Origin of the sequence: Burkholderia sp. BCC1640, assembly GCF_902833125.1 — a bacterium.
GTDB lineage: Bacteria > Pseudomonadota > Gammaproteobacteria > Burkholderiales > Burkholderiaceae > Burkholderia > Burkholderia diffusa.
The window spans coordinates 81,607-98,165 of the sequence record NZ_CADFEF010000003.1 but is presented as its reverse complement, the minus strand read 5'-3'; the positions used below and the strand labels follow the sequence as shown (position 1 = coordinate 98,165).

Sequence of the window (16,559 nt, the reverse complement as noted above, 5' to 3'; positions counted from 1 at the left end):
AAGTATGACCAAATCCGAGTTGGTCGCGCAGCTGGCACTGCGATTTCCGCAACTTGTCCTCAAGGATGCGGATTTCGCGGTGAAAACGATGCTCGATGCGATGTCCGACGCCTTGTCGAAAGGGCATCGCATCGAAATTCGGGGTTTCGGCAGCTTCGGCCTCAACCGTCGCCCGGCACGCGTCGGACGCAACCCGAAGTCGGGGGAGAAAGTGCAGGTGCCCGAGAAGTTCGTGCCTCACTTCAAGCCCGGCAAGGAATTGCGTGAACGCGTCGACGGCCGCGCCGGCGAGCCGCTGAAAGCTGATGATCCGGACGACGAACGTTGAGCGTCGTTCGGCTTGCCCGGAATCCGTCCGGCGAAGGCTGAAGAAAAAAGCGCCCCTTGCGGGCGCTTTTTTCATTTCCGGCGGCACGCATGACAACGTGCACCCGCAGGATGTGCGGTGACGCGGAAACGCTTCCTTTACAATACGGGTCGATTCGGCGCCGCGAAGGGGAGTCGCGCGCCACGGCAAACCTCAACAAAGAGAGGGCTACATGAAGTTTATCGTCTGGCTGATCCGGGTATTGGTGTTCGTGCTGCTGCTGGTGCTCGCGCTGGCCAATACGCAAACCGCGACGCTGAATTTCGTTGCCGGCTACGCATGGCAAGCGCCGCTGATCCTGATCGGCCTCGCGTTCTTCGTCGTGGGGCTGCTGGCCGGCCTGCTGTCCGCGCTGCCGGCGATCTTCCGCATGCGCCTCGAGAACGGGCGCCTGAAGCGCGATCTGCGTACGGCGCGCGAAACCCCGGCCGTCGTCGACCAGCCGCCGATGCCGCCCGTCATTTAACACGGACGCCGCGCGACCTTCGCGCGGTTTTCGTCTCTGCTTCGATATTTCGCATGGATCTGGATTTCTGGTGGTTGCTCGCGATTCCGGTGGCGTTCGCGCTCGGCTGGGCGGCGTCACGCTATGACCTGAAGAATCTCCTGTCGGAGAGCGCCAACCTGCCGCGATCGTATTTCCGCGGCCTGAACTTTCTGTTGAACGAACAACCGGACAAGGCGATCGACGCGTTCATCGAGGTCGCGAAGCTCGACCCCGAGACGGTCGAGCTGCACTTCGCGCTCGGCAACCTGTTTCGCCGCCGCGGCGAAACGGACCGTGCGATCCGCGTGCATCAGAACCTGCTGAGCCGCACGGACCTGCCGGTAAACGAGCGCGACCACGCGCTGTACGAGCTCGGCCAGGATTTCCTGAAGGCCGGCCTGCTCGATCGTGCGGAGGAGGCCTTCCACCGGCTCGCCGATGGCGATTACGCGCTGGGTGCGCAGCGGGCGCTGCTGACGATCTACGAGATCGAGAAGGACTGGAACAAGTCGATCGATACCGCGAGACGCATCGAGTCGATGAGCGACAAGCCGCTCGGCGCCGAAATCGCGCAGTTCCATTGCGAACTCGCGCAGGACGCGCTGCAACGCAAGAACGCCACGGACGCGGCCGAGCAACTGAAGCTCGCGCTTGCTGCGAACCCGCAGAACGTTCGCGCGACGATCCTGTCCGGCGATGCCGCGCAGGCGGCGGGCGATCACGCGGCCGCGATCGAGCACTGGAAGCGTGTCGAAGCGCAGAATCCGGCGTATCTGCCGCTCGTCGCCGACAAGCTGATGAAGGCTTACGTCGCGCTCGGCAAGCCGGTCGAGGGCGCCGAGTTGCTGATGGGCTACGTCGATCGTTATCCGTCGAACGACCTGCTCGATATTGCTTATCAGCACATCGCAGGGTTGCGCGGCCAGGAAGCGGCGCATACGCTCGCGCGTACGCAGATGGAGAAGTCGCCGAATCTGTCGGGCATGCTGCACCTGCTCGATGCGCAGATCGCGGCCGCCGACGAGCCGCGCCGTAAGGAACTTGAAATGATGCGTGCGCTGATCAAGCAGCGCACCAAGAATCTGCCACGCTATACGTGCCAGAATTGCGGTTTCCGGGCACGGCTCTTCTACTGGCAGTGCCCCGGATGCAGCGGCTGGGAAACCTATGCGCCGCGCCGCGTCGAACCTGCGATGCCGGGCTGATCCCGGCATTCGCCGCGCAAGCGCTGCGGTTGTCGCCGGGCCTGGCCCGGCGGCCAAGTTAGTCATTTACCGGGACGTACCGGAACATCTATGAAAATCACCATCATCGGCACTGGCTATGTCGGTCTCGTCACGGGCTCCTGCCTCGCCGAGATCGGCCACGACGTCTTCTGTCTGGATGTCGATCCGCGCAAGATCGAGATCCTGAACAACGGCGGGATGCCGATTCACGAACCGGGCCTGCTGGACATCATCGCGCGCAACCGCGCGGCAGGGCGTCTGCGCTTCTCGACCGACATCGAGGCGAGCGTTGCGCACGGCGAGATCCAGTTCATCGCGGTCGGCACGCCGCCCGACGAGGACGGTTCGGCCGACCTGCAATATGTGCTCGAGGCCGCGCGGAACATCGGCCGTTACATGACCGGCTTCAAGGTGATCGTCGACAAGTCGACGGTGCCGGTTGGCACCGCGCAGCGCGTGCGCGCGGTGGTCGACGAGGCACTCGGTGCGCGCGGCCTCGCGGGCAGCGTCGCGCACCGTTTCTCGGTCGTGTCGAATCCGGAATTCCTGAAGGAAGGCGCGGCGGTCGAGGACTTCATGCGCCCGGACCGAATCATCATCGGTGTCGACAACGACGAGACGGGCACGGTGGCGCGCGAGAAGATGAAGAAGCTGTATGCGCCGTTCAACCGCAATCACGAGCGCACGATTTACATGGACGTGCGTTCGGCGGAGTTCGCGAAGTATGCGGCGAATGCGATGCTCGCGACGCGCATTTCGTTCATGAACGAAATGTCGAATCTCGCCGACAAGGTCGGTGCCGACATCGAAGCCGTGCGCCGCGGGATCGGTTCCGATCCGCGCATCGGCTATCATTTCCTGTATGCGGGCGTCGGTTACGGCGGCTCCTGCTTCCCGAAGGACGTGCAGGCGTTGATTCGCACCGCGAGCGAAAACGGCCAGCCGCTGCGCATCCTGGAGGCCGTCGAAGCGGCCAACTCCGCCCAGAAGGACGTGCTGATCGGCAAGATCGAGCAGCGCTTCGGCGCAGACCTGACCGGTCGCGAATTCGCGGTCTGGGGCCTCGCGTTCAAGCCGAATACGGACGACATGCGCGAGGCGCCGAGCCGTCGGCTGATCGCCGCGCTGCTCGGGCGTGGCGCGACCGTGCGCGCGTACGATCCAGTCGCGATCGACGAGGCGCGCCGCGTGTTCGCGCTCGATCTTGGCGAGGCTTCCGACGCGCTTGCGCGCCTTCACTTCGTCGATACCCAGGACGCGGCCGTGACCGCCGCGGATGCGCTCGTGATCGTCACCGAATGGAAAGAATTCAGGAGCCCGGATTTCACGCGCCTGAAGGCCGAACTGAAGGCGCCGGTGATCTTCGACGGACGCAATCTGTACGAGCCGGACGCGATGGCCGAACTCGGCTTCGACTACCATGCGATCGGGCGTCCGCATGTCGATCCCCAGTCCTCTCCCCGTGGATGAACGCACGATGACTACCCTTCGCGAAGTGGTGCCGGTACCGCGCGCGCAGCTTACGCGTTCGCGCGTGCTCGTGGTCGGCGACGTGATGCTCGACCGCTACTGGTTCGGCAACGTCGAGCGCATTTCTCCGGAAGCGCCGGTTCCCGTCGTGCACGTGCAGCGCCAGGAAGAGCGGCTTGGCGGTGCGGCCAACGTCGCGCGCAACGCGGTGACGCTCGGCGGTCAGGCCGGGCTCCTGTGCGTGGTCGGCTGCGACGAGCCGGGCGAGCGCATCGTCGAATTGCTCGACAGCAGCGGCGTGACTCCCCATCTCGAACGCGACGCGTCACTGCCGACGACGATCAAGCTGCGCGTGCTCGCGCGCCAGCAGCAGCTGTTGCGCGTCGACTTCGAGGCGATGCCGACGCACGAGGTGCTGCTCGCCGGGCTCGCGCGTTTCGATGCGCTGCTGCCGCAGCACGACGTCGTGCTGATGTCGGATTACGCGAAAGGCGGTCTGACGCACGTGACGACGATGATCGAGAAGGCGCGCGCGGCCGGCAAGCCGGTGCTCGTCGACCCGAAGGGCGGCGACTGGGCGCGCTATCGCGGCGCATCGCTGATCACGCCGAACCGCGCCGAGTTGCGCGAGGTCATCGGTCAGTGGCAATCGGAAGACGACCTGCGTGCGCGTGTCGCGAAGCTGCGTGCGGAGCTCGATCTCGATGCGTTGCTGCTCACGCGTTCGGAAGAGGGGATGACGCTTTTTTCCGCAGCGGGCGAACTGCATGCACCGGCGCTCGCGCGCGAGGTGTATGACGTGTCCGGCGCGGGCGATACCGTGATCGCGACGGTCGCGACGATGCTCGGCGCCGGCGTGCCGCTCGTCGATGCCGTCGTGCTCGCGAATCGCGCAGCAGGCATCGTGGTCGGCAAGCTGGGTACGGCCACGGTAGACTACGACGAACTGTTTCACTGAGCGCATTCGGCGGCGCGCCGAGCGCGCCGCACGTATGTCTTGCAATTTTTCAGGCAGAACGACCATGACCATCATCGTCACCGGCGCAGCCGGTTTTATCGGCGCGAACATCGTCAAGGCGCTCAACGAGCGCGGCGAGTCGCGCATCATCGCGGTCGACAATCTGACGCGCGCGGACAAGTTCCGGAACCTCGTCGATTGCGAGATCGACGACTATCTCGACAAGACGGAATTCGTCGAGCGCTTCTCGCGCGGCGATTTCGGCAAGGTACGCGCGGTGTTCCATGAAGGCGCCTGTTCGGACACGATGGAAACCGACGGCCGCTACATGATGGACAACAACTTCCGCTATAGCCGCGCGGTGCTCGATGCGTGCCTCGCGCAGGGCGCGCAGTTCCTGTACGCGTCGTCGGCCGCGATCTACGGCGGCTCGACGCGATTCGTCGAGGAGCGCGAGGTCGAGGCGCCGCTGAACGTCTACGGCTATTCGAAGTTCCTGTTCGACCAGGTGATCCGCCGCGTGCTGCCGAGCGCGAAGAGCCAGATCGCCGGGTTCCGCTACTTCAACGTGTACGGTCCGCGCGAGACGCACAAGGGCCGCATGGCCTCGGTCGCGTTCCACAACTTCAACCAGTTCCGCGCGGAAGGCAAGGTCAAGCTGTTCGGCGAGTACAACGGTTATGCGCCGGGCGAGCAGACGCGCGACTTCGTGTCGGTCGAGGACGTCGCGAAGGTGAACCTGTTCTTCTTCGACCATCCGGAGAAATCGGGCATCTTCAACCTCGGCGCAGGCCGGGCACAACCGTTCAACGACATCGCATCGACGGTCGTGAACACGCTGCGCGCACTCGACAACCTGCCGCCGCTGACGCTCGCGCAGCAGGTCGAGCAAGGGCTGATCGAATACGTGCCGTTCCCGGATGCGCTGCGCGGCAAGTACCAGTGCTTCACGCAGGCCGACCAGACGAAACTGCGTGCTGCCGGCTACGATGCGCCGTTCCTGACGGTGCAGGAAGGTGTCGACCGCTACGTGCGTTGGCTATCCGGCCAGGTTTAAGCCTGCGCGTCGCATCGCTAGACTGGGTCTCACGGTCGGCAGCCGCCGACCGATTTCATCGGAGATCCAGCACATGATCAGGAAATGGTTTGCCGCCGCCGCGATGCTCGGCGCGATCGCGTCGGCCTGGGCGGCCGTCGACGTCAACACCGCGAACGAGGATGCACTCGTCGGCATCAAGGGCATCGGTCCCGCGCGGGCGAAGGCGATTCTCGACGAGCGCGGCGCACACGGGCCGTTCAGGAATGCAGACGATCTCGCATCGCGCGTGAAAGGCATGGGCGGCCAAACGGTCGAGCGCCTTCAGCGGGAAGGGTTGACGATCGGTGCGGCAGGCTCGGGTGCGGCGGCACCGGCCGCGGGCAAGCCGGCGGCGGCGAAGCCTGCTGCGGCACCTGCCCGCACCGCGCAGAAATAACGCACGCGAGACAAAGGGCTCCTTCAGTCGCCGTCATTGCGACGGCTTCCCGCGGCTTGCCGCGGGTTTTTTGCGTGCATGCTGCACACGCACACGCGTGAATCGTGTGGCGCGTCTATTCCATCGTCACAATGGGGTTGCCGGCGCGAGCCCCGGTGCTGGTTTACAATCAATCGATTGATCGGCCTCGCACTCACGGTATCTCCATGGCTTACAAAACTATCGAAGACACGATCGGCAACACGCCGCTCGTGCAACTGGTCCGCCTGCCGGACGACGAGATTCGCGCACGCAACAACGTGGTGCTCGCGAAGCTGGAAGGCAACAATCCGGCCGGTTCCGTGAAGGATCGTCCGGCGCTGTCGATGATCAGCAAGGCCGAGGCGCGCGGTCGCATCAAGCCGGGTGATACGCTGATCGAGGCGACGAGCGGCAACACGGGCATCGCGCTCGCGATGGCAGCGGCGATCCGCGGCTACAAGATGGTGCTGATCATGCCGGAGGATCTGTCGATCGAGCGCCGCCAGAGCATGGCCGCTTACGGCGCCGAAATCATCCTGACGCCGGTAAAGGGCGGGATGGAACTGGCGCGCGACCTTGCGGAGCAGATGCAGCGCGAAGGCAAGGGCGTGATCCTCGATCAGTTCGGGAACCCCGACAATCCGATCGCGCACTACGAAGGAACGGGCCCGGAGATCTGGCGCGACACCGAAGGGCGCGTCACACACTTCGTGTCGGCGATGGGCACGACGGGCACGATCATGGGCACGTCGCGCTTTCTGAAGGAACAGAATCCGGCGATCGAGATCGTCGGCGCGCAGCCGGAAGAAGGGTCGCGCATTCCGGGCATTCGCAAGTGGCCGGAAGCCTATATGCCGACGATCTTCGATCGCAGCCGCGTCGATCGCGTCGAGAGCGTGAGCCAGGCCGCGTCCGAAACGATGGCGCGCCGGCTCGCGGCTGTCGAAGGCATCTTTGCCGGCATCTCGTCGGGCGGCGCATGCGAAGTCGCGATGCGTATCGCGCGTCAGGTCGAGAACGCGACGATCGTGTTCATCGTCTGCGATCGCGGCGACCGCTATCTGTCGACTGGCGTATTTCCTGCCTGAGCCCGAACGGCATCAGCAGCATCACGCGATAAAAAAGCGCCGCACAAGCGGCGCTTTTTCTTTGCGCGGACCGTGCTTACTGCGCCGGCGCTTCCGTGTCCGCCGCAGGCAGCGGCAGTGCACCATTCGCTTCCATCTGCGCCTTCACGGCTTCGCCGAGCTGGTACACGGCGAGCGCGTAGAAGAAGCTGCGGTTGTAGCGCGTCAGCACGTAGAAGTTCTTGAGGCCGAGCATGTATTCGGTCGCGCTTCCCGGCGAAGGCAGATCGACCACTGTGACTGGCGTGCCGGCTTCGGTGGTGATGTTGACCGTCGGCTCGTTGAGCGTCATGCCGGCGCGCAGCAGTTGCGACAGGGCCCAGTGCGGTTCGGGCTGACCGTCTGCGGCCGCCTGGGCGATGCCGAGGCTGCCCGTGTCGGGCGTGATTCGCCAGACTACCGGGCGATCGGTTTCCCAGCCGTGCTGCTTCAGGTAGTTCGCGACGCTGCCGATCGCATCGGCAGGACTGCTGCGCAGATCGACGTGGCCGCCGCCGTCGTAATCGACCGCATACTCGCGGATGCTGCTCGGCAGGAACTGCGGGATGCCGATCGCGCCCGTGTACGAGCCGAGCACGGTGGTCGGGTCGAGCTGGTTGTCGCGGGTCCAGACGAGGAAGTCCTCGAGATTCTTGCGGAACGTTGCCTGCCGGCTGTCGCGATTCGGCGTGTCCGGGTAGTCGAACGTGAGCGTCGTCAGCGCATCGAGCACGCGGAAGTTGCCCATGTAGCGGCCGTAGATCGTTTCGACGCCGATGATGCCGACGATCACTTCGGGCGGCACGCCGAATTCCTCCGACGCGCGCTGCAGCGTCGCCTTGTTCGCCTTCCAGAATTTCACGCCCGCGTTGACGCGGATCGGTTCGATGAAGCGCGAACGATAGACGCGCCAGTTCTTCACCGAAGGCGTCGGCGCCGGCTTCACGAGCTTCACGGCGGTGGCCGAGTAGCTGATGCGTGAGAACAGCGCATGCAGGCTCGCGGAATCGAAGCCGTTGCGGCTCACCATCTCGTCGATGAACGCATCGACCTTCGCGTTGTTCGCGTAACGCTGCGGAACGATTTCCTCTTCGAAGGTCTGGCCTTGCGGCGCCGGCTGCTGCGGTTGCGCCTGCGCGACGCGCGTGCCGGGGGACTTCGCGGGCTGCGTCTGCGCGATGGCGGGCGCGGCGGCCACGGTAACGGCGACGGCAGCAGCAACGAGCGGGACGCGAACGCTGAACAGTGCGGAGAGAAGGGCGGCAGGCTTGCTGGAATTCATGTCGAAGCGGGCGGACAGGGCGATGGGGTTCGGCGCAGTATACCCGACGCATCCTGCGTGTCGGGGCGAAGCAGCGCACCGTTGTGGTAAGTTAGCGGCGAATTCGCGGCAGACGATGGACATCATTGATGGAGACCTGCGGCGCACCCTGCGTCGCGGATGACAGCTTATGGCAACCGCCTTCTATACGCACCCCGACTGCATGCTGCACGAGATGGGGGAATGGCATCCGGAATGCCCGGCCCGCCTGTCGGCGATCCAGGATCAGCTGATCGCGAGCCGCATCGACGACCTGATCGTGCACGAAACCGCGCCGTTCGCGAGCGAGGTGGCGCTGGGCCGCGTGCATACGCAGGCTCACATCGACTACATCCGCAGCATGACGCCCGTCGACGGCTACGTCGAGATCGATCCCGACACGCTGATGAACCGCGACACGTGGCGCGCCGCGCTGCGTGCGGCCGGCGCGGCGATCGCGGCGACCGACGCCGTGATCGAAGGCCGCTACGCGAATGCGTTCTGCAGCGTGCGGCCCCCCGGCCATCACGCGGAACCCGCGCGCGCGATGGGTTTCTGCTTTTTCAACAACGTCGCGATCGCCGCGCGGCACGCGCTCGATGTCCATGGCCTCGAGCGTGTCGCAATCGTCGATTTCGACGTGCACCACGGCAACGGCACCGAAGCCGCGTTCGCGAACGACGAGCGCGTGCTGATGTGCAGCTTCTTCCAGCATCCGCTGTACCCGTTCTCGGGCGTCGATCACCAGGCGCCGAACATGGTCAACCTGCCGATGCCTGCACGCAGCAACGGGATGGCGATCCGCGAAGCGGTCGACATGTCCTGGCTGCCGCGTCTGGACGCGTTCAAGCCGCAGATGCTGTTCGTGTCGGCCGGTTTCGACGCGCATCGAGAGGACGACATCGGCAACCTCGGTCTCGTCGAGGCCGATTTCGAATGGCTGACCACGCAGATCGTCGACGTCGCGCGCCGGCACGCGCAGGGCCGCATCGTGAGCTGCCTCGAGGGTGGCTACAACTTGTCCGCGCTCGGCCGCAGCGTGGTCGCGCACCTGCGCGTGCTGGCCGGCATCTGACCGGGAGCGACCCGCGCGCGTTCAGCGTGCCGGCACGTGCGCGTGAATCCACGCGATCAGCGCATCGATCACGCGGTCGCGCTCGAGATCGTTCATCGTTTCGTGGAACCCGCCTTCGTATAGCGTCAGCGTGCGGTCTGGCGAGCCGACGCGTGCGCCGAACGCACGGCTTCCGTCCGGTTCGGTCAGCTTGTCCTCGGTGCCGTGATAGACAAGCACCGGCACGCGCAGCGCGCTGCGACCACGCTCGATGCGCGCCATCGCATCGAGGATCTCGGCGCCGGTGCGCGCCGGCACCGCGCCGTGGTGCACGAGCGGATCGGCACGATTGGCCGCGACGACGGCCGGATCGCGCGACAGCAGCGCCGCGTCGATCCTGATCGCGGGGAAGCTCGGCCACACGCGGCTGATGAAGCGGCTCATCGCGAGCATCCAGCGCGGCACGTCGCGTCCCGGCGCGAGCGCCGGGCTCGACAGCACGAGGCCCGCCAGCGCATGGCCGCGAACCGGCGCGCGTTCGATCGCATACAGCGCCGCGACGGCGCCACCCATGCTGTGGCCCATCAGGAAGAGCGGCGTATTGTCGCGGGCGGCTTCGGCGACGAGGGCATCCGCATCGTTCAGGTAATCGTCGAAACGCTCGACCCACGCGCGCTTACCGGGCGACTGGCCGTGCCCGCGCAGATCGATCGCCAGCACGTCGATGCCGGCCGCGTTCAATCTGGCCGCGAGCGCCGCGTAGCGGCCCGCATGCTCGGCAAGGCCATGCACGAGCGCGATCGTCGCGCGCGGCGGCTCCGTGCCGTCGCCGGCCGGCCAGCGATACGACGCCAGTTCGAGCCCGTCCGCGGTACGCAGCCGGCCCATCCGCGGAGCGGGCGGCGCTGCCGTGTCCAGTGCCGCGGTGGCGGCGGGCGCGGCGGTCTGCGTGGTGGTGGCGGTCATCTGGCGGGTCCCCTGTTTAGTTGGCATCGGTGTTCCGGATCATAGTCGCGGCACTCGCACGGCGGGCCAGCAGTGCCCCTCTAATTTCGTCTGGTTATGAAAAGATCGAAATCGATTATTAAGTGGAATGAGGCGTTTGCGGTAAAATCGCCGGCTATTCCAGATGCATCGGCGGCCGACTGGCGGGCTTCGCCTGTCGGCCGCCGTTTTGTTTACATGATCGAATTACGCAATCTGTCGCAGCGTTTCCCCGGGCCGACCGGCTGGGTCGACGCATTGCACAACGTCAATCTGACGATCCCGCAGGGTGAGGTGTTCGGCATCATCGGCCGAAGCGGCGCCGGCAAGAGCACGCTCGTGCGCACCATCAACCTGCTCACGCGGCCGACCGAAGGCAACGTCGTCGTCGGCGGGCGCGATCTCACGCTGTTGCCGGCCGGCGCACTGCGCGAAGCGCGCCGCGAAATCGGCATGATCTTCCAGCACTTCAACCTGCTGTCGTCGCGCACGGTGTTCGACAACGTCGCGTTGCCGCTCGAGCTGGCTGGTGCGAGCCGTGCCGACATCGAGGCCGCCGTGCTGCCGCTGCTCGATCTCGTCGGGCTGTCCGCGCAGAAGGACCGCTACCCGGCGCAGATCAGCGGCGGCCAGAAGCAGCGCGTCGGCATCGCCCGCGCGCTCGCGAGCAAGCCGAAGGTGCTGCTGTCGGACGAAGCGACGTCGGCGCTCGATCCCGAGACCACGCGCGCGATCCTCGACCTGCTGAAGCGCATCAATCGCGAACTCGGCCTGACGATCGTGCTGATCACGCACCAGATGGAAGTGATCAAGCAGGTGTGCGATCGCGTGGCGGTGCTCGACGCGGGGCGCGTGGTCGAGGAAGGCCGCGTGATCGACGTGTTCCTGCAGCCGCATCACGAAGTGACGCGCGCGCTGATCGGCGACGTGATCGCGCAGGAACTGCCGCCCGCGCTGAAGGCACGCGTGGCCGAGCGGCTGAAGACGGGCAGCGGGCATTTGCTGCGGCTCGCATTCACAGGCTCGGGTGTCGACCAGCCGATCCTGTCGGAGACGATTCGCCGGTACGAACTCGATTTCAATATCCTGCACGGCCAGATCGACGAGATCCAGGGGCAGGCGTTCGGGTCACTCGCGGTGCTCGCGGGCGGCGAACCGGGCAAGGTCGGGCAGGCACTCGCGTTCCTGCGCGAGCAAGGTGTGGTGGTAGAGGAGCTTTCGTATGTTGAGTGAGATGTTCGATATGTTCGTGCAGTCGTTCTGGGAGACGCTGATCATGGTCGGCATCTCGGGAGCGGTCGGCGCGCTCGTCGGGATGCCGCTCGGCGTGCTGCTCTACCTGACCGACCGCCAGGGCGTGCTGCAGAACCTCGGCGTGAATCGCGTGCTCGGCGGCATCGTGAACGCGGTGCGCTCGACGCCATTCATCATTCTGTTGGTTGCGGTCATTCCATTTACGCGGCTCGTCACGGGGTCGTCGATCGGCACGGCTGCGGCGGTCGTGCCGCTGACGCTCGCGGCCGCGCCGTTCGTCGCGCGACTGGTCGAGACGGCGCTGCGCGAAGTCGACCGCGGGCTGATCGAGGCCGCGCAGTCGATGGGCGCGACGACGTCGCAAATCGTGTTCAAGGTGCTGCTGCCTGAATCGCTGCCCGGCATCGTCGCTGGCCTGACGATTACGTTCGTGTCGCTCGTCGGCTACTCGGCGATGGCCGGTGCGATCGGCGGCGGCGGGCTCGGCGATCTCGGCATCCGTTACGGCTACCAGCGCTATCTGCCGGAAGTCATGTGGACGGTCGTTGCGATCCTGATCGTGTTCGTGCAGATCGTGCAATCGTTCGGCGACTGGCTCGTGCGGCGGCTGAGCCACAAGTAATAACGACATTCATGGGTAGGGGGAGACGATGCAACGACGTTTCATGCTGAAGTTCGCGGCCGCACTCGGCGCGGCCGCGCTGTTCGCGAGCGCGCACGCGCAGACCGAAACAATCAAGGTGGGCGTGACGGGCGGTCCGCACGCGCAGATCATGGACGTGGTGAAGAAGGTCGCGGCCAAGAGCGGCCTCGATATCCGCATCGTCGAATTCTCGGATTACGTGCAGCCGAACGCGGCGCTCGCGTCGGGCGATCTCGACGCGAACAGCTACCAGCACGATCCTTATCTGCAGGCGCAGGTGAAGGATCGCGGCTACAAGCTGATCAAGGTCGCGGATACCGTCACGTTCCCGATGGGTATCTATTCGAAGCGGGTGAAGTCGCTGGCCGAGTTGAAGCCGGGCGCGCGCATCGCGGTGCCGAACGATCCGACCAATGGCGGCCGCGCGCTGCTGTTGCTGCAGAAGCAGGGCCTGCTGAAGCTGCGTGCGGACGCCGGGCTGAAGGCGACGCCGCTCGACATCGTCGACAATCCGCGCAAGCTGAAGATCGTCGAACTCGATGCGGCACAGATTCCGCGCTCGCTCGGCGACGTCGACGCTGCGGCGATCAACACCAACTATGCGATGGAAGCGGGGTTGAAGCCGAAACAGGACGCGATCGCGATCGAGGGTCCGAACGGTCCTTATGCGAACATCCTCGCGATTCGCGAGGCCGACCGGAGCAAGCCGTGGGTCGCGAAGCTGGTCGCGGCCTACCATTCCGCGGAAGTGAAGCAGTTCATCGAACAGAAGTTCGGCGGCGCGGTCATCGCCGCCTGGTGATACGTGGTGCTGGGCGCGCCCGGTGACGATTAGAGTCGATGATCGAAAACCCGGGCTTTGCGTCCGGGTTTTTTCTCTTTTAAAATAGAACGACCGTTCGCTATTGCCGGCGCACCGAAGAGGAGCGCTATCCTCGATAGCCGCGATGGATTGGTCCGCTTGGCCGCGCAGTCATGAGGCCTCGCTATAGAATGGCCTCTGGTCGTATTCGTAACTTTGGAGCGTGTGCATGAAAATCCTGGTGCCAGTGAAAAGAGTGGTCGATTACAACGTGAAGGTCCGCGTGAAGTCGGACAACACCGGCGTCGACATCGCGAACGTGAAGATGTCGATGAACCCGTTCGACGAAATCGCGGTGGAAGAAGCGGTGCGCCTGAAGGAAGCGGGTGTGGCGACCGAAGTGATCGCGGTGTCGGTCGGTGTGACGCAAGCGCAGGAAACGCTGCGCACGGCGCTGGCGATCGGCGCCGATCGCGCGATCCTCGTCGAGTCGAACGACAGCGTCGAGCCGCTGGCCGTCGCGAAGATCCTGAAGGCGCTGGTCGACAAGGAACAGCCGCAACTCGTGATCCTCGGCAAGCAGGCGATCGACGACGATTCGAACCAGACGGGCCAGATGCTGGCCGCACTGGCTGGCCTGCCGCAAGCGACGTTCGCGTCGAAGGTCACGATCGCCGATGGCCGTGCCACGGTCGCACGTGAAGTCGACGGCGGCGCGGAAACGCTGTCGCTGCAACTGCCGGCAGTCGTGACCACGGACCTGCGCCTGAACGAGCCGCGCTACGTGACGCTGCCGAACATCATGAAGGCGAAGAAGAAGCCGCTGGAAACGGTGAAGCCGGAAGACCTCGGCGTGGATGTCACGCCGCGTCTGAAGACGCTGAAGGTGGCCGAGCCGCCAAAGCGCGCGGCCGGCGTGAAGGTGCCGGACGTGAAGACGCTGGTCGAGAAGCTGAAGACCGAAGCCAAGGTGCTGTAAGAGGGAGCGGAAAGAAATGACGATTCTGGTGATTGCAGAACACGACAACGCGTCGATCAAGGCCGCGACGCTGAACACGGTGGCGGCGGCAGCGAAGATTGGCGGTGACATTCACGTGCTGGTCGCGGGGCACAACGCGCAGGGCGCGGCCGATGCGGCAGCAAAGATCGCAGGCGTGTCGAAGGTGCTGCTGGCCGACGCGCCGCAGCTCGAAGCGGGCCTGGCGGAAAACGTCGAGGCGACCGCGCTGAACATCGCGAAGGACTATTCGCACATCCTCGCGCCGGCAACCGCCTACGGCAAGAACGTCGCGCCGCGCATCGCCTCGAAGCTGGACGTCGCGCAGATTTCGGACATCACGGCGGTCGATTCGGCCGACACGTTCGAGCGTCCGATCTATGCGGGCAACGCGATCGCGACGGTGCAGTCGAGCGATCCGATCAAGGTGATCACGGTGCGTGCGACGGGTTTCGATCCGGTTGCGGCCGAAGGCGGCAGCGCATCGGTCGAGAAGATCGAAGCGGCGGCCGATGCGGGCAAATCGCAGTTCGTGAGCCGTGAAGTGACGAAGCTGGATCGTCCGGAGCTGACGTCGGCGAGCATCATCGTGTCGGGCGGCCGCGGTCTGGGCAGCGGCGAGAACTACACGAAGGTGCTGGAGCCGCTGGCCGACAAGCTGTCGGCAGCACTGGGCGCATCGCGCGCGGCAGTCGACGCCGGCTACGTGCCGAACGACTACCAGGTCGGCCAGACCGGCAAGATCGTCGCGCCGCAGCTGTACATCGCGGTCGGCATCTCGGGCGCGATCCAGCATCTGGCCGGCATGAAGGATTCGAAAGTGATCGTCGCGATCAACAAGGATCCCGAAGCGCCGATCTTCAGCGTGGCCGACTACGGCCTCGTCGGCGATCTGTTCGCGCTCGTGCCGGAACTCGTGAACGAACTGGGCTGACACGGTGTGACTTGACGCTTCGGCGGCAAGTACGCAAGACGAGGGGCGCGATGAGCGCCCCTTTTTTGTGCGATGACGGAAGCGCTGTTTCGAGCCCGCAACGCATTCGCTGTAACGAAAAAGGCGCCCCGTGGGCGCCTTTTTCGTTGATGCGGACCGGCCTGCGTCGCGGCTGACCGTTCCGCCTTATGCGTATGCCGGGCGCGTTTGGCCGGCCACGTCCTTCAGGTAGCGATGCACCGACAGGTCGTCGGCCTGAATTGCCGGCTTCTTGCCCGAAATCAGGTCGGCGAGCAGTTGGCCCGACCCGCACGACATCGTCCAGCCGAGCGTGCCGTGGCCGGTGTTCAGGAACAGGTTCGAGACCGGCGTGCGGCCGACGATCGGCGTGCCGTCCGGCGTCATCGGGCGCAGGCCTGTCCAGAACGTTGCCTTCGACGTGTCGCCGCCGCCCGGGAACAGGTCGTTCACGCACATTTCGAGCGTCTCGCGACGCGCGGCACGCAGGTTCTTGTCGAAGCCGACGATCTCCGCCATGCCGCCGACGCGGATGCGCTGGTCGAAACGCGTGATCGCGATCTTGTAGGTTTCGTCCAGCACCGTCGACACGGGCGCGGCCGTCTCGTCGACGATCGGCGCGGTGATCGAATAACCCTTCAGCGGATAGACGGGGATCTTCATCAGGTTCGAGATGAAGCTGGTGGAGTATGACCCGAGCGCGACGACGTATGCATCCGCGCGCACCGTCTCGCTGCCGCACTGCACGCCGGCGATCTTGCCGCCCGCGATCGCCAGCGCGTCGATTGGCGTGTTGTAGCGGAACTTCACGCCGAGCGATTCCGCGAGCGCCGCGAGGCGCGTCGTGAACAACTGGCAGTCGCCCGTTTCGTCGCCCGGCAGGCGCAGGCCGCCCGTCAGCTTGTGCGACACGGCGGCGAGCGCCGGTTCGGCATTCCTGAGCTCGGCCGGCGACAGCAGTTCGAACGGCACGTTCGCTTCCTGCAGCACCGCGATATCCTTCGCCGCGCCGTCGAGTTGCTGCTGCGTGCGGAACAGCTGCAGCGTGCCGCCCGTGCGGCCTTCGTACTGGATGCCCGTGTCGGCGCGCAGCGCCTGCAGGCAATCGCGGCTGTATTCGGCGAGGCGGACCATGCGGCCCTTGTTGACTGCATAGCGCTCGGCCGTGCAGTTGCGCAGCATCTGCCACATCCACTGGAGCTGGAAGCGCGTGCCGTCGAGGCGGATCGCGAGCGGCGCGTGCTTCTCGAACATCCACTTGACGGCCTTCAGCGGCACGCCGGGCGCGGCCCACGGCGCGGCATAGCCGGGCGAGATCTGACCTGCGTTCGCGAAGCTCGTCTCGAGCGCCGGGCCGGCTTCCCGGTCGATCACCGTGACTTCATGACCGGCGCGCGCGAGGTAATACGCGCTTGCCACGCCCACCACACCGCTGCCCAGAATGACGACTCGCATAGCTGCTC

Annotated in this window: 17 protein-coding genes; 14 read left to right on the top strand and 3 right to left on the bottom strand. The window is 65.4% G+C overall.

Annotated features, from left to right (window positions below; translation table 11 throughout):
- Positions 1–4 precede the first annotated feature (4 nt).
- From HWX25_RS04765 to cysM, 8 genes are all read left to right on the top strand, one after another.
- On the top strand, positions 5–328 hold the full coding sequence (locus tag HWX25_RS04765) for an integration host factor subunit beta (RefSeq protein ID WP_006750752.1): 324 nt from the start codon (positions 5–7) through the stop codon (positions 326–328).
- A 211-nt stretch (positions 329–539) separates the two neighbouring features.
- Positions 540–833 carry a LapA family protein gene (locus tag HWX25_RS04760; RefSeq protein WP_059530004.1) on the top strand — a complete coding sequence of 98 codons (294 nt, stop codon included), beginning with the start codon at positions 540–542 and terminating at the stop codon, positions 831–833.
- A 53-nt stretch (positions 834–886) separates the two neighbouring features.
- Positions 887–2,059, top strand: a complete 1,173-nt coding sequence (gene lapB, locus HWX25_RS04755) for a lipopolysaccharide assembly protein LapB (protein ID WP_059816199.1) — start codon at positions 887–889, stop codon at positions 2,057–2,059.
- A 90-nt stretch (positions 2,060–2,149) separates the two neighbouring features.
- Positions 2,150–3,550: a UDP-glucose/GDP-mannose dehydrogenase family protein gene (locus tag HWX25_RS04750; RefSeq protein ID WP_175907418.1), complete on the top strand. Its 1,401-nt coding sequence runs from the start codon at positions 2,150–2,152 to the stop codon at positions 3,548–3,550.
- 7 nt (positions 3,551–3,557) lie between these two features.
- A complete protein-coding gene (gene rfaE1, locus HWX25_RS04745; RefSeq protein WP_175907416.1) occupies positions 3,558–4,508 on the top strand; it encodes a D-glycero-beta-D-manno-heptose-7-phosphate kinase in 951 nt (316 codons plus the stop codon).
- Positions 4,509–4,572: 64 nt separating this feature from the next.
- Entirely contained in the window at positions 4,573–5,565 is a 993-nt protein-coding gene (gene rfaD, locus HWX25_RS04740) for an ADP-glyceromanno-heptose 6-epimerase (protein ID WP_175907414.1), read from the top strand.
- Positions 5,566–5,638: 73 nt separating this feature from the next.
- Positions 5,639–5,983 carry a helix-hairpin-helix domain-containing protein gene (locus HWX25_RS04735; protein WP_175907412.1) on the top strand — a complete coding sequence of 115 codons (345 nt, stop codon included), beginning with the start codon at positions 5,639–5,641 and terminating at the stop codon, positions 5,981–5,983.
- A 206-nt stretch (positions 5,984–6,189) separates the two neighbouring features.
- Positions 6,190–7,092 (top strand): cysteine synthase CysM, encoded by a 903-nt coding sequence (gene cysM, locus HWX25_RS04730; protein WP_059816187.1) that lies wholly within the window; start codon positions 6,190–6,192, stop codon positions 7,090–7,092.
- Between the two features lie 76 nt (positions 7,093–7,168).
- Here cysM and mltB read toward each other — a convergent pair whose 3' ends face one another.
- Positions 7,169–8,518 carry a lytic murein transglycosylase B gene (mltB, locus tag HWX25_RS04725; RefSeq protein WP_175907410.1) on the bottom strand — a complete coding sequence of 450 codons (1,350 nt, stop codon included), beginning with the start codon at positions 8,516–8,518 and terminating at the stop codon, positions 7,169–7,171.
- Positions 8,519–8,561: 43 nt separating this feature from the next.
- On the opposite strand from mltB, the gene HWX25_RS04720 reads away from it, so the two are divergent.
- Positions 8,562–9,485, top strand: a complete 924-nt coding sequence (locus HWX25_RS04720; protein ID WP_059699499.1) for a histone deacetylase family protein — start codon at positions 8,562–8,564, stop codon at positions 9,483–9,485.
- A gap of 21 nt (positions 9,486–9,506) precedes the next feature.
- Here the strand turns inward: HWX25_RS04720 and HWX25_RS04715 are convergent, their stop codons facing one another.
- Positions 9,507–10,430: an alpha/beta hydrolase gene (locus tag HWX25_RS04715; RefSeq protein WP_175907408.1), complete on the bottom strand. Its 924-nt coding sequence runs from the start codon at positions 10,428–10,430 to the stop codon at positions 9,507–9,509.
- A 216-nt stretch (positions 10,431–10,646) separates the two neighbouring features.
- On the opposite strand from HWX25_RS04715, the gene HWX25_RS04710 reads away from it, so the two are divergent.
- The 5 genes from HWX25_RS04710 to HWX25_RS04690 all read left to right on the top strand — a co-directional run bounded on the left by HWX25_RS04710 (position 10,647) and on the right by HWX25_RS04690 (position 15,078).
- Positions 10,647–11,681 carry a methionine ABC transporter ATP-binding protein gene (locus HWX25_RS04710; RefSeq protein ID WP_059509785.1) on the top strand — a complete coding sequence of 345 codons (1,035 nt, stop codon included), beginning with the start codon at positions 10,647–10,649 and terminating at the stop codon, positions 11,679–11,681.
- Positions 11,671–12,324, top strand: coding sequence for a methionine ABC transporter permease (locus HWX25_RS04705; protein ID WP_059529977.1), 654 nt, complete (start codon positions 11,671–11,673; stop codon positions 12,322–12,324). Before HWX25_RS04710 ends, HWX25_RS04705 begins: the two co-directional genes overlap by 11 nt.
- 28 nt (positions 12,325–12,352) lie before the next feature.
- Positions 12,353–13,147 carry a MetQ/NlpA family ABC transporter substrate-binding protein gene (locus tag HWX25_RS04700; protein ID WP_059529974.1) on the top strand — a complete coding sequence of 265 codons (795 nt, stop codon included), beginning with the start codon at positions 12,353–12,355 and terminating at the stop codon, positions 13,145–13,147.
- Between the two features lie 229 nt (positions 13,148–13,376).
- Entirely contained in the window at positions 13,377–14,126 is a 750-nt protein-coding gene (locus HWX25_RS04695) for an electron transfer flavoprotein subunit beta/FixA family protein (RefSeq protein ID WP_059678648.1), read from the top strand.
- A 16-nt stretch (positions 14,127–14,142) separates the two neighbouring features.
- A complete protein-coding gene (locus HWX25_RS04690; RefSeq protein ID WP_175907406.1) occupies positions 14,143–15,078 on the top strand; it encodes an electron transfer flavoprotein subunit alpha/FixB family protein in 936 nt (311 codons plus the stop codon).
- A 186-nt stretch (positions 15,079–15,264) separates the two neighbouring features.
- On the opposite strand, the gene HWX25_RS04685 is transcribed toward HWX25_RS04690, so the two are convergent.
- Positions 15,265–16,551 carry a D-amino acid dehydrogenase gene (locus HWX25_RS04685; protein ID WP_059816173.1) on the bottom strand — a complete coding sequence of 429 codons (1,287 nt, stop codon included), beginning with the start codon at positions 16,549–16,551 and terminating at the stop codon, positions 15,265–15,267.
- Positions 16,552–16,559: the final 8 nt, after the last annotated feature.

Bases quoted from the DNA above. Each gene is read 5' to 3' on its own strand.
- HWX25_RS04765 (WP_006750752.1), top strand. From the start codon at position 5: ATGACCAAATCCGAGTTGGTCGCGCAGCTGGCACTGCGATTTCCGCAA.
- HWX25_RS04760 (WP_059530004.1), top strand. From the start codon at position 540: ATGAAGTTTATCGTCTGGCTGATCCGGGTATTGGTGTTCGTGCTGCTG.
- lapB (WP_059816199.1), top strand. From the start codon at position 887: ATGGATCTGGATTTCTGGTGGTTGCTCGCGATTCCGGTGGCGTTCGCG.
- HWX25_RS04750 (WP_175907418.1), top strand. From the start codon at position 2,150: ATGAAAATCACCATCATCGGCACTGGCTATGTCGGTCTCGTCACGGGC.
- rfaE1 (WP_175907416.1), top strand. From the start codon at position 3,558: ATGACTACCCTTCGCGAAGTGGTGCCGGTACCGCGCGCGCAGCTTACG.
- rfaD (WP_175907414.1), top strand. From the start codon at position 4,573: ATGACCATCATCGTCACCGGCGCAGCCGGTTTTATCGGCGCGAACATC.
- HWX25_RS04735 (WP_175907412.1), top strand. From the start codon at position 5,639: ATGATCAGGAAATGGTTTGCCGCCGCCGCGATGCTCGGCGCGATCGCG.
- cysM (WP_059816187.1), top strand. From the start codon at position 6,190: ATGGCTTACAAAACTATCGAAGACACGATCGGCAACACGCCGCTCGTG.
- mltB (WP_175907410.1), bottom strand. From the start codon at position 8,518: ATGATGTCCATCGTCTGCCGCGAATTCGCCGCTAACTTACCACAACGG.
- HWX25_RS04720 (WP_059699499.1), top strand. From the start codon at position 8,562: ATGGCAACCGCCTTCTATACGCACCCCGACTGCATGCTGCACGAGATG.
- HWX25_RS04715 (WP_175907408.1), bottom strand. From the start codon at position 10,430: ATGACCGCCACCACCACGCAGACCGCCGCGCCCGCCGCCACCGCGGCA.
- HWX25_RS04710 (WP_059509785.1), top strand. From the start codon at position 10,647: ATGATCGAATTACGCAATCTGTCGCAGCGTTTCCCCGGGCCGACCGGC.
- HWX25_RS04705 (WP_059529977.1), top strand. From the start codon at position 11,671: ATGTTGAGTGAGATGTTCGATATGTTCGTGCAGTCGTTCTGGGAGACG.
- HWX25_RS04700 (WP_059529974.1), top strand. From the start codon at position 12,353: ATGCAACGACGTTTCATGCTGAAGTTCGCGGCCGCACTCGGCGCGGCC.
- HWX25_RS04695 (WP_059678648.1), top strand. From the start codon at position 13,377: ATGAAAATCCTGGTGCCAGTGAAAAGAGTGGTCGATTACAACGTGAAG.
- HWX25_RS04690 (WP_175907406.1), top strand. From the start codon at position 14,143: ATGACGATTCTGGTGATTGCAGAACACGACAACGCGTCGATCAAGGCC.
- HWX25_RS04685 (WP_059816173.1), bottom strand. From the start codon at position 16,551: ATGCGAGTCGTCATTCTGGGCAGCGGTGTGGTGGGCGTGGCAAGCGCG.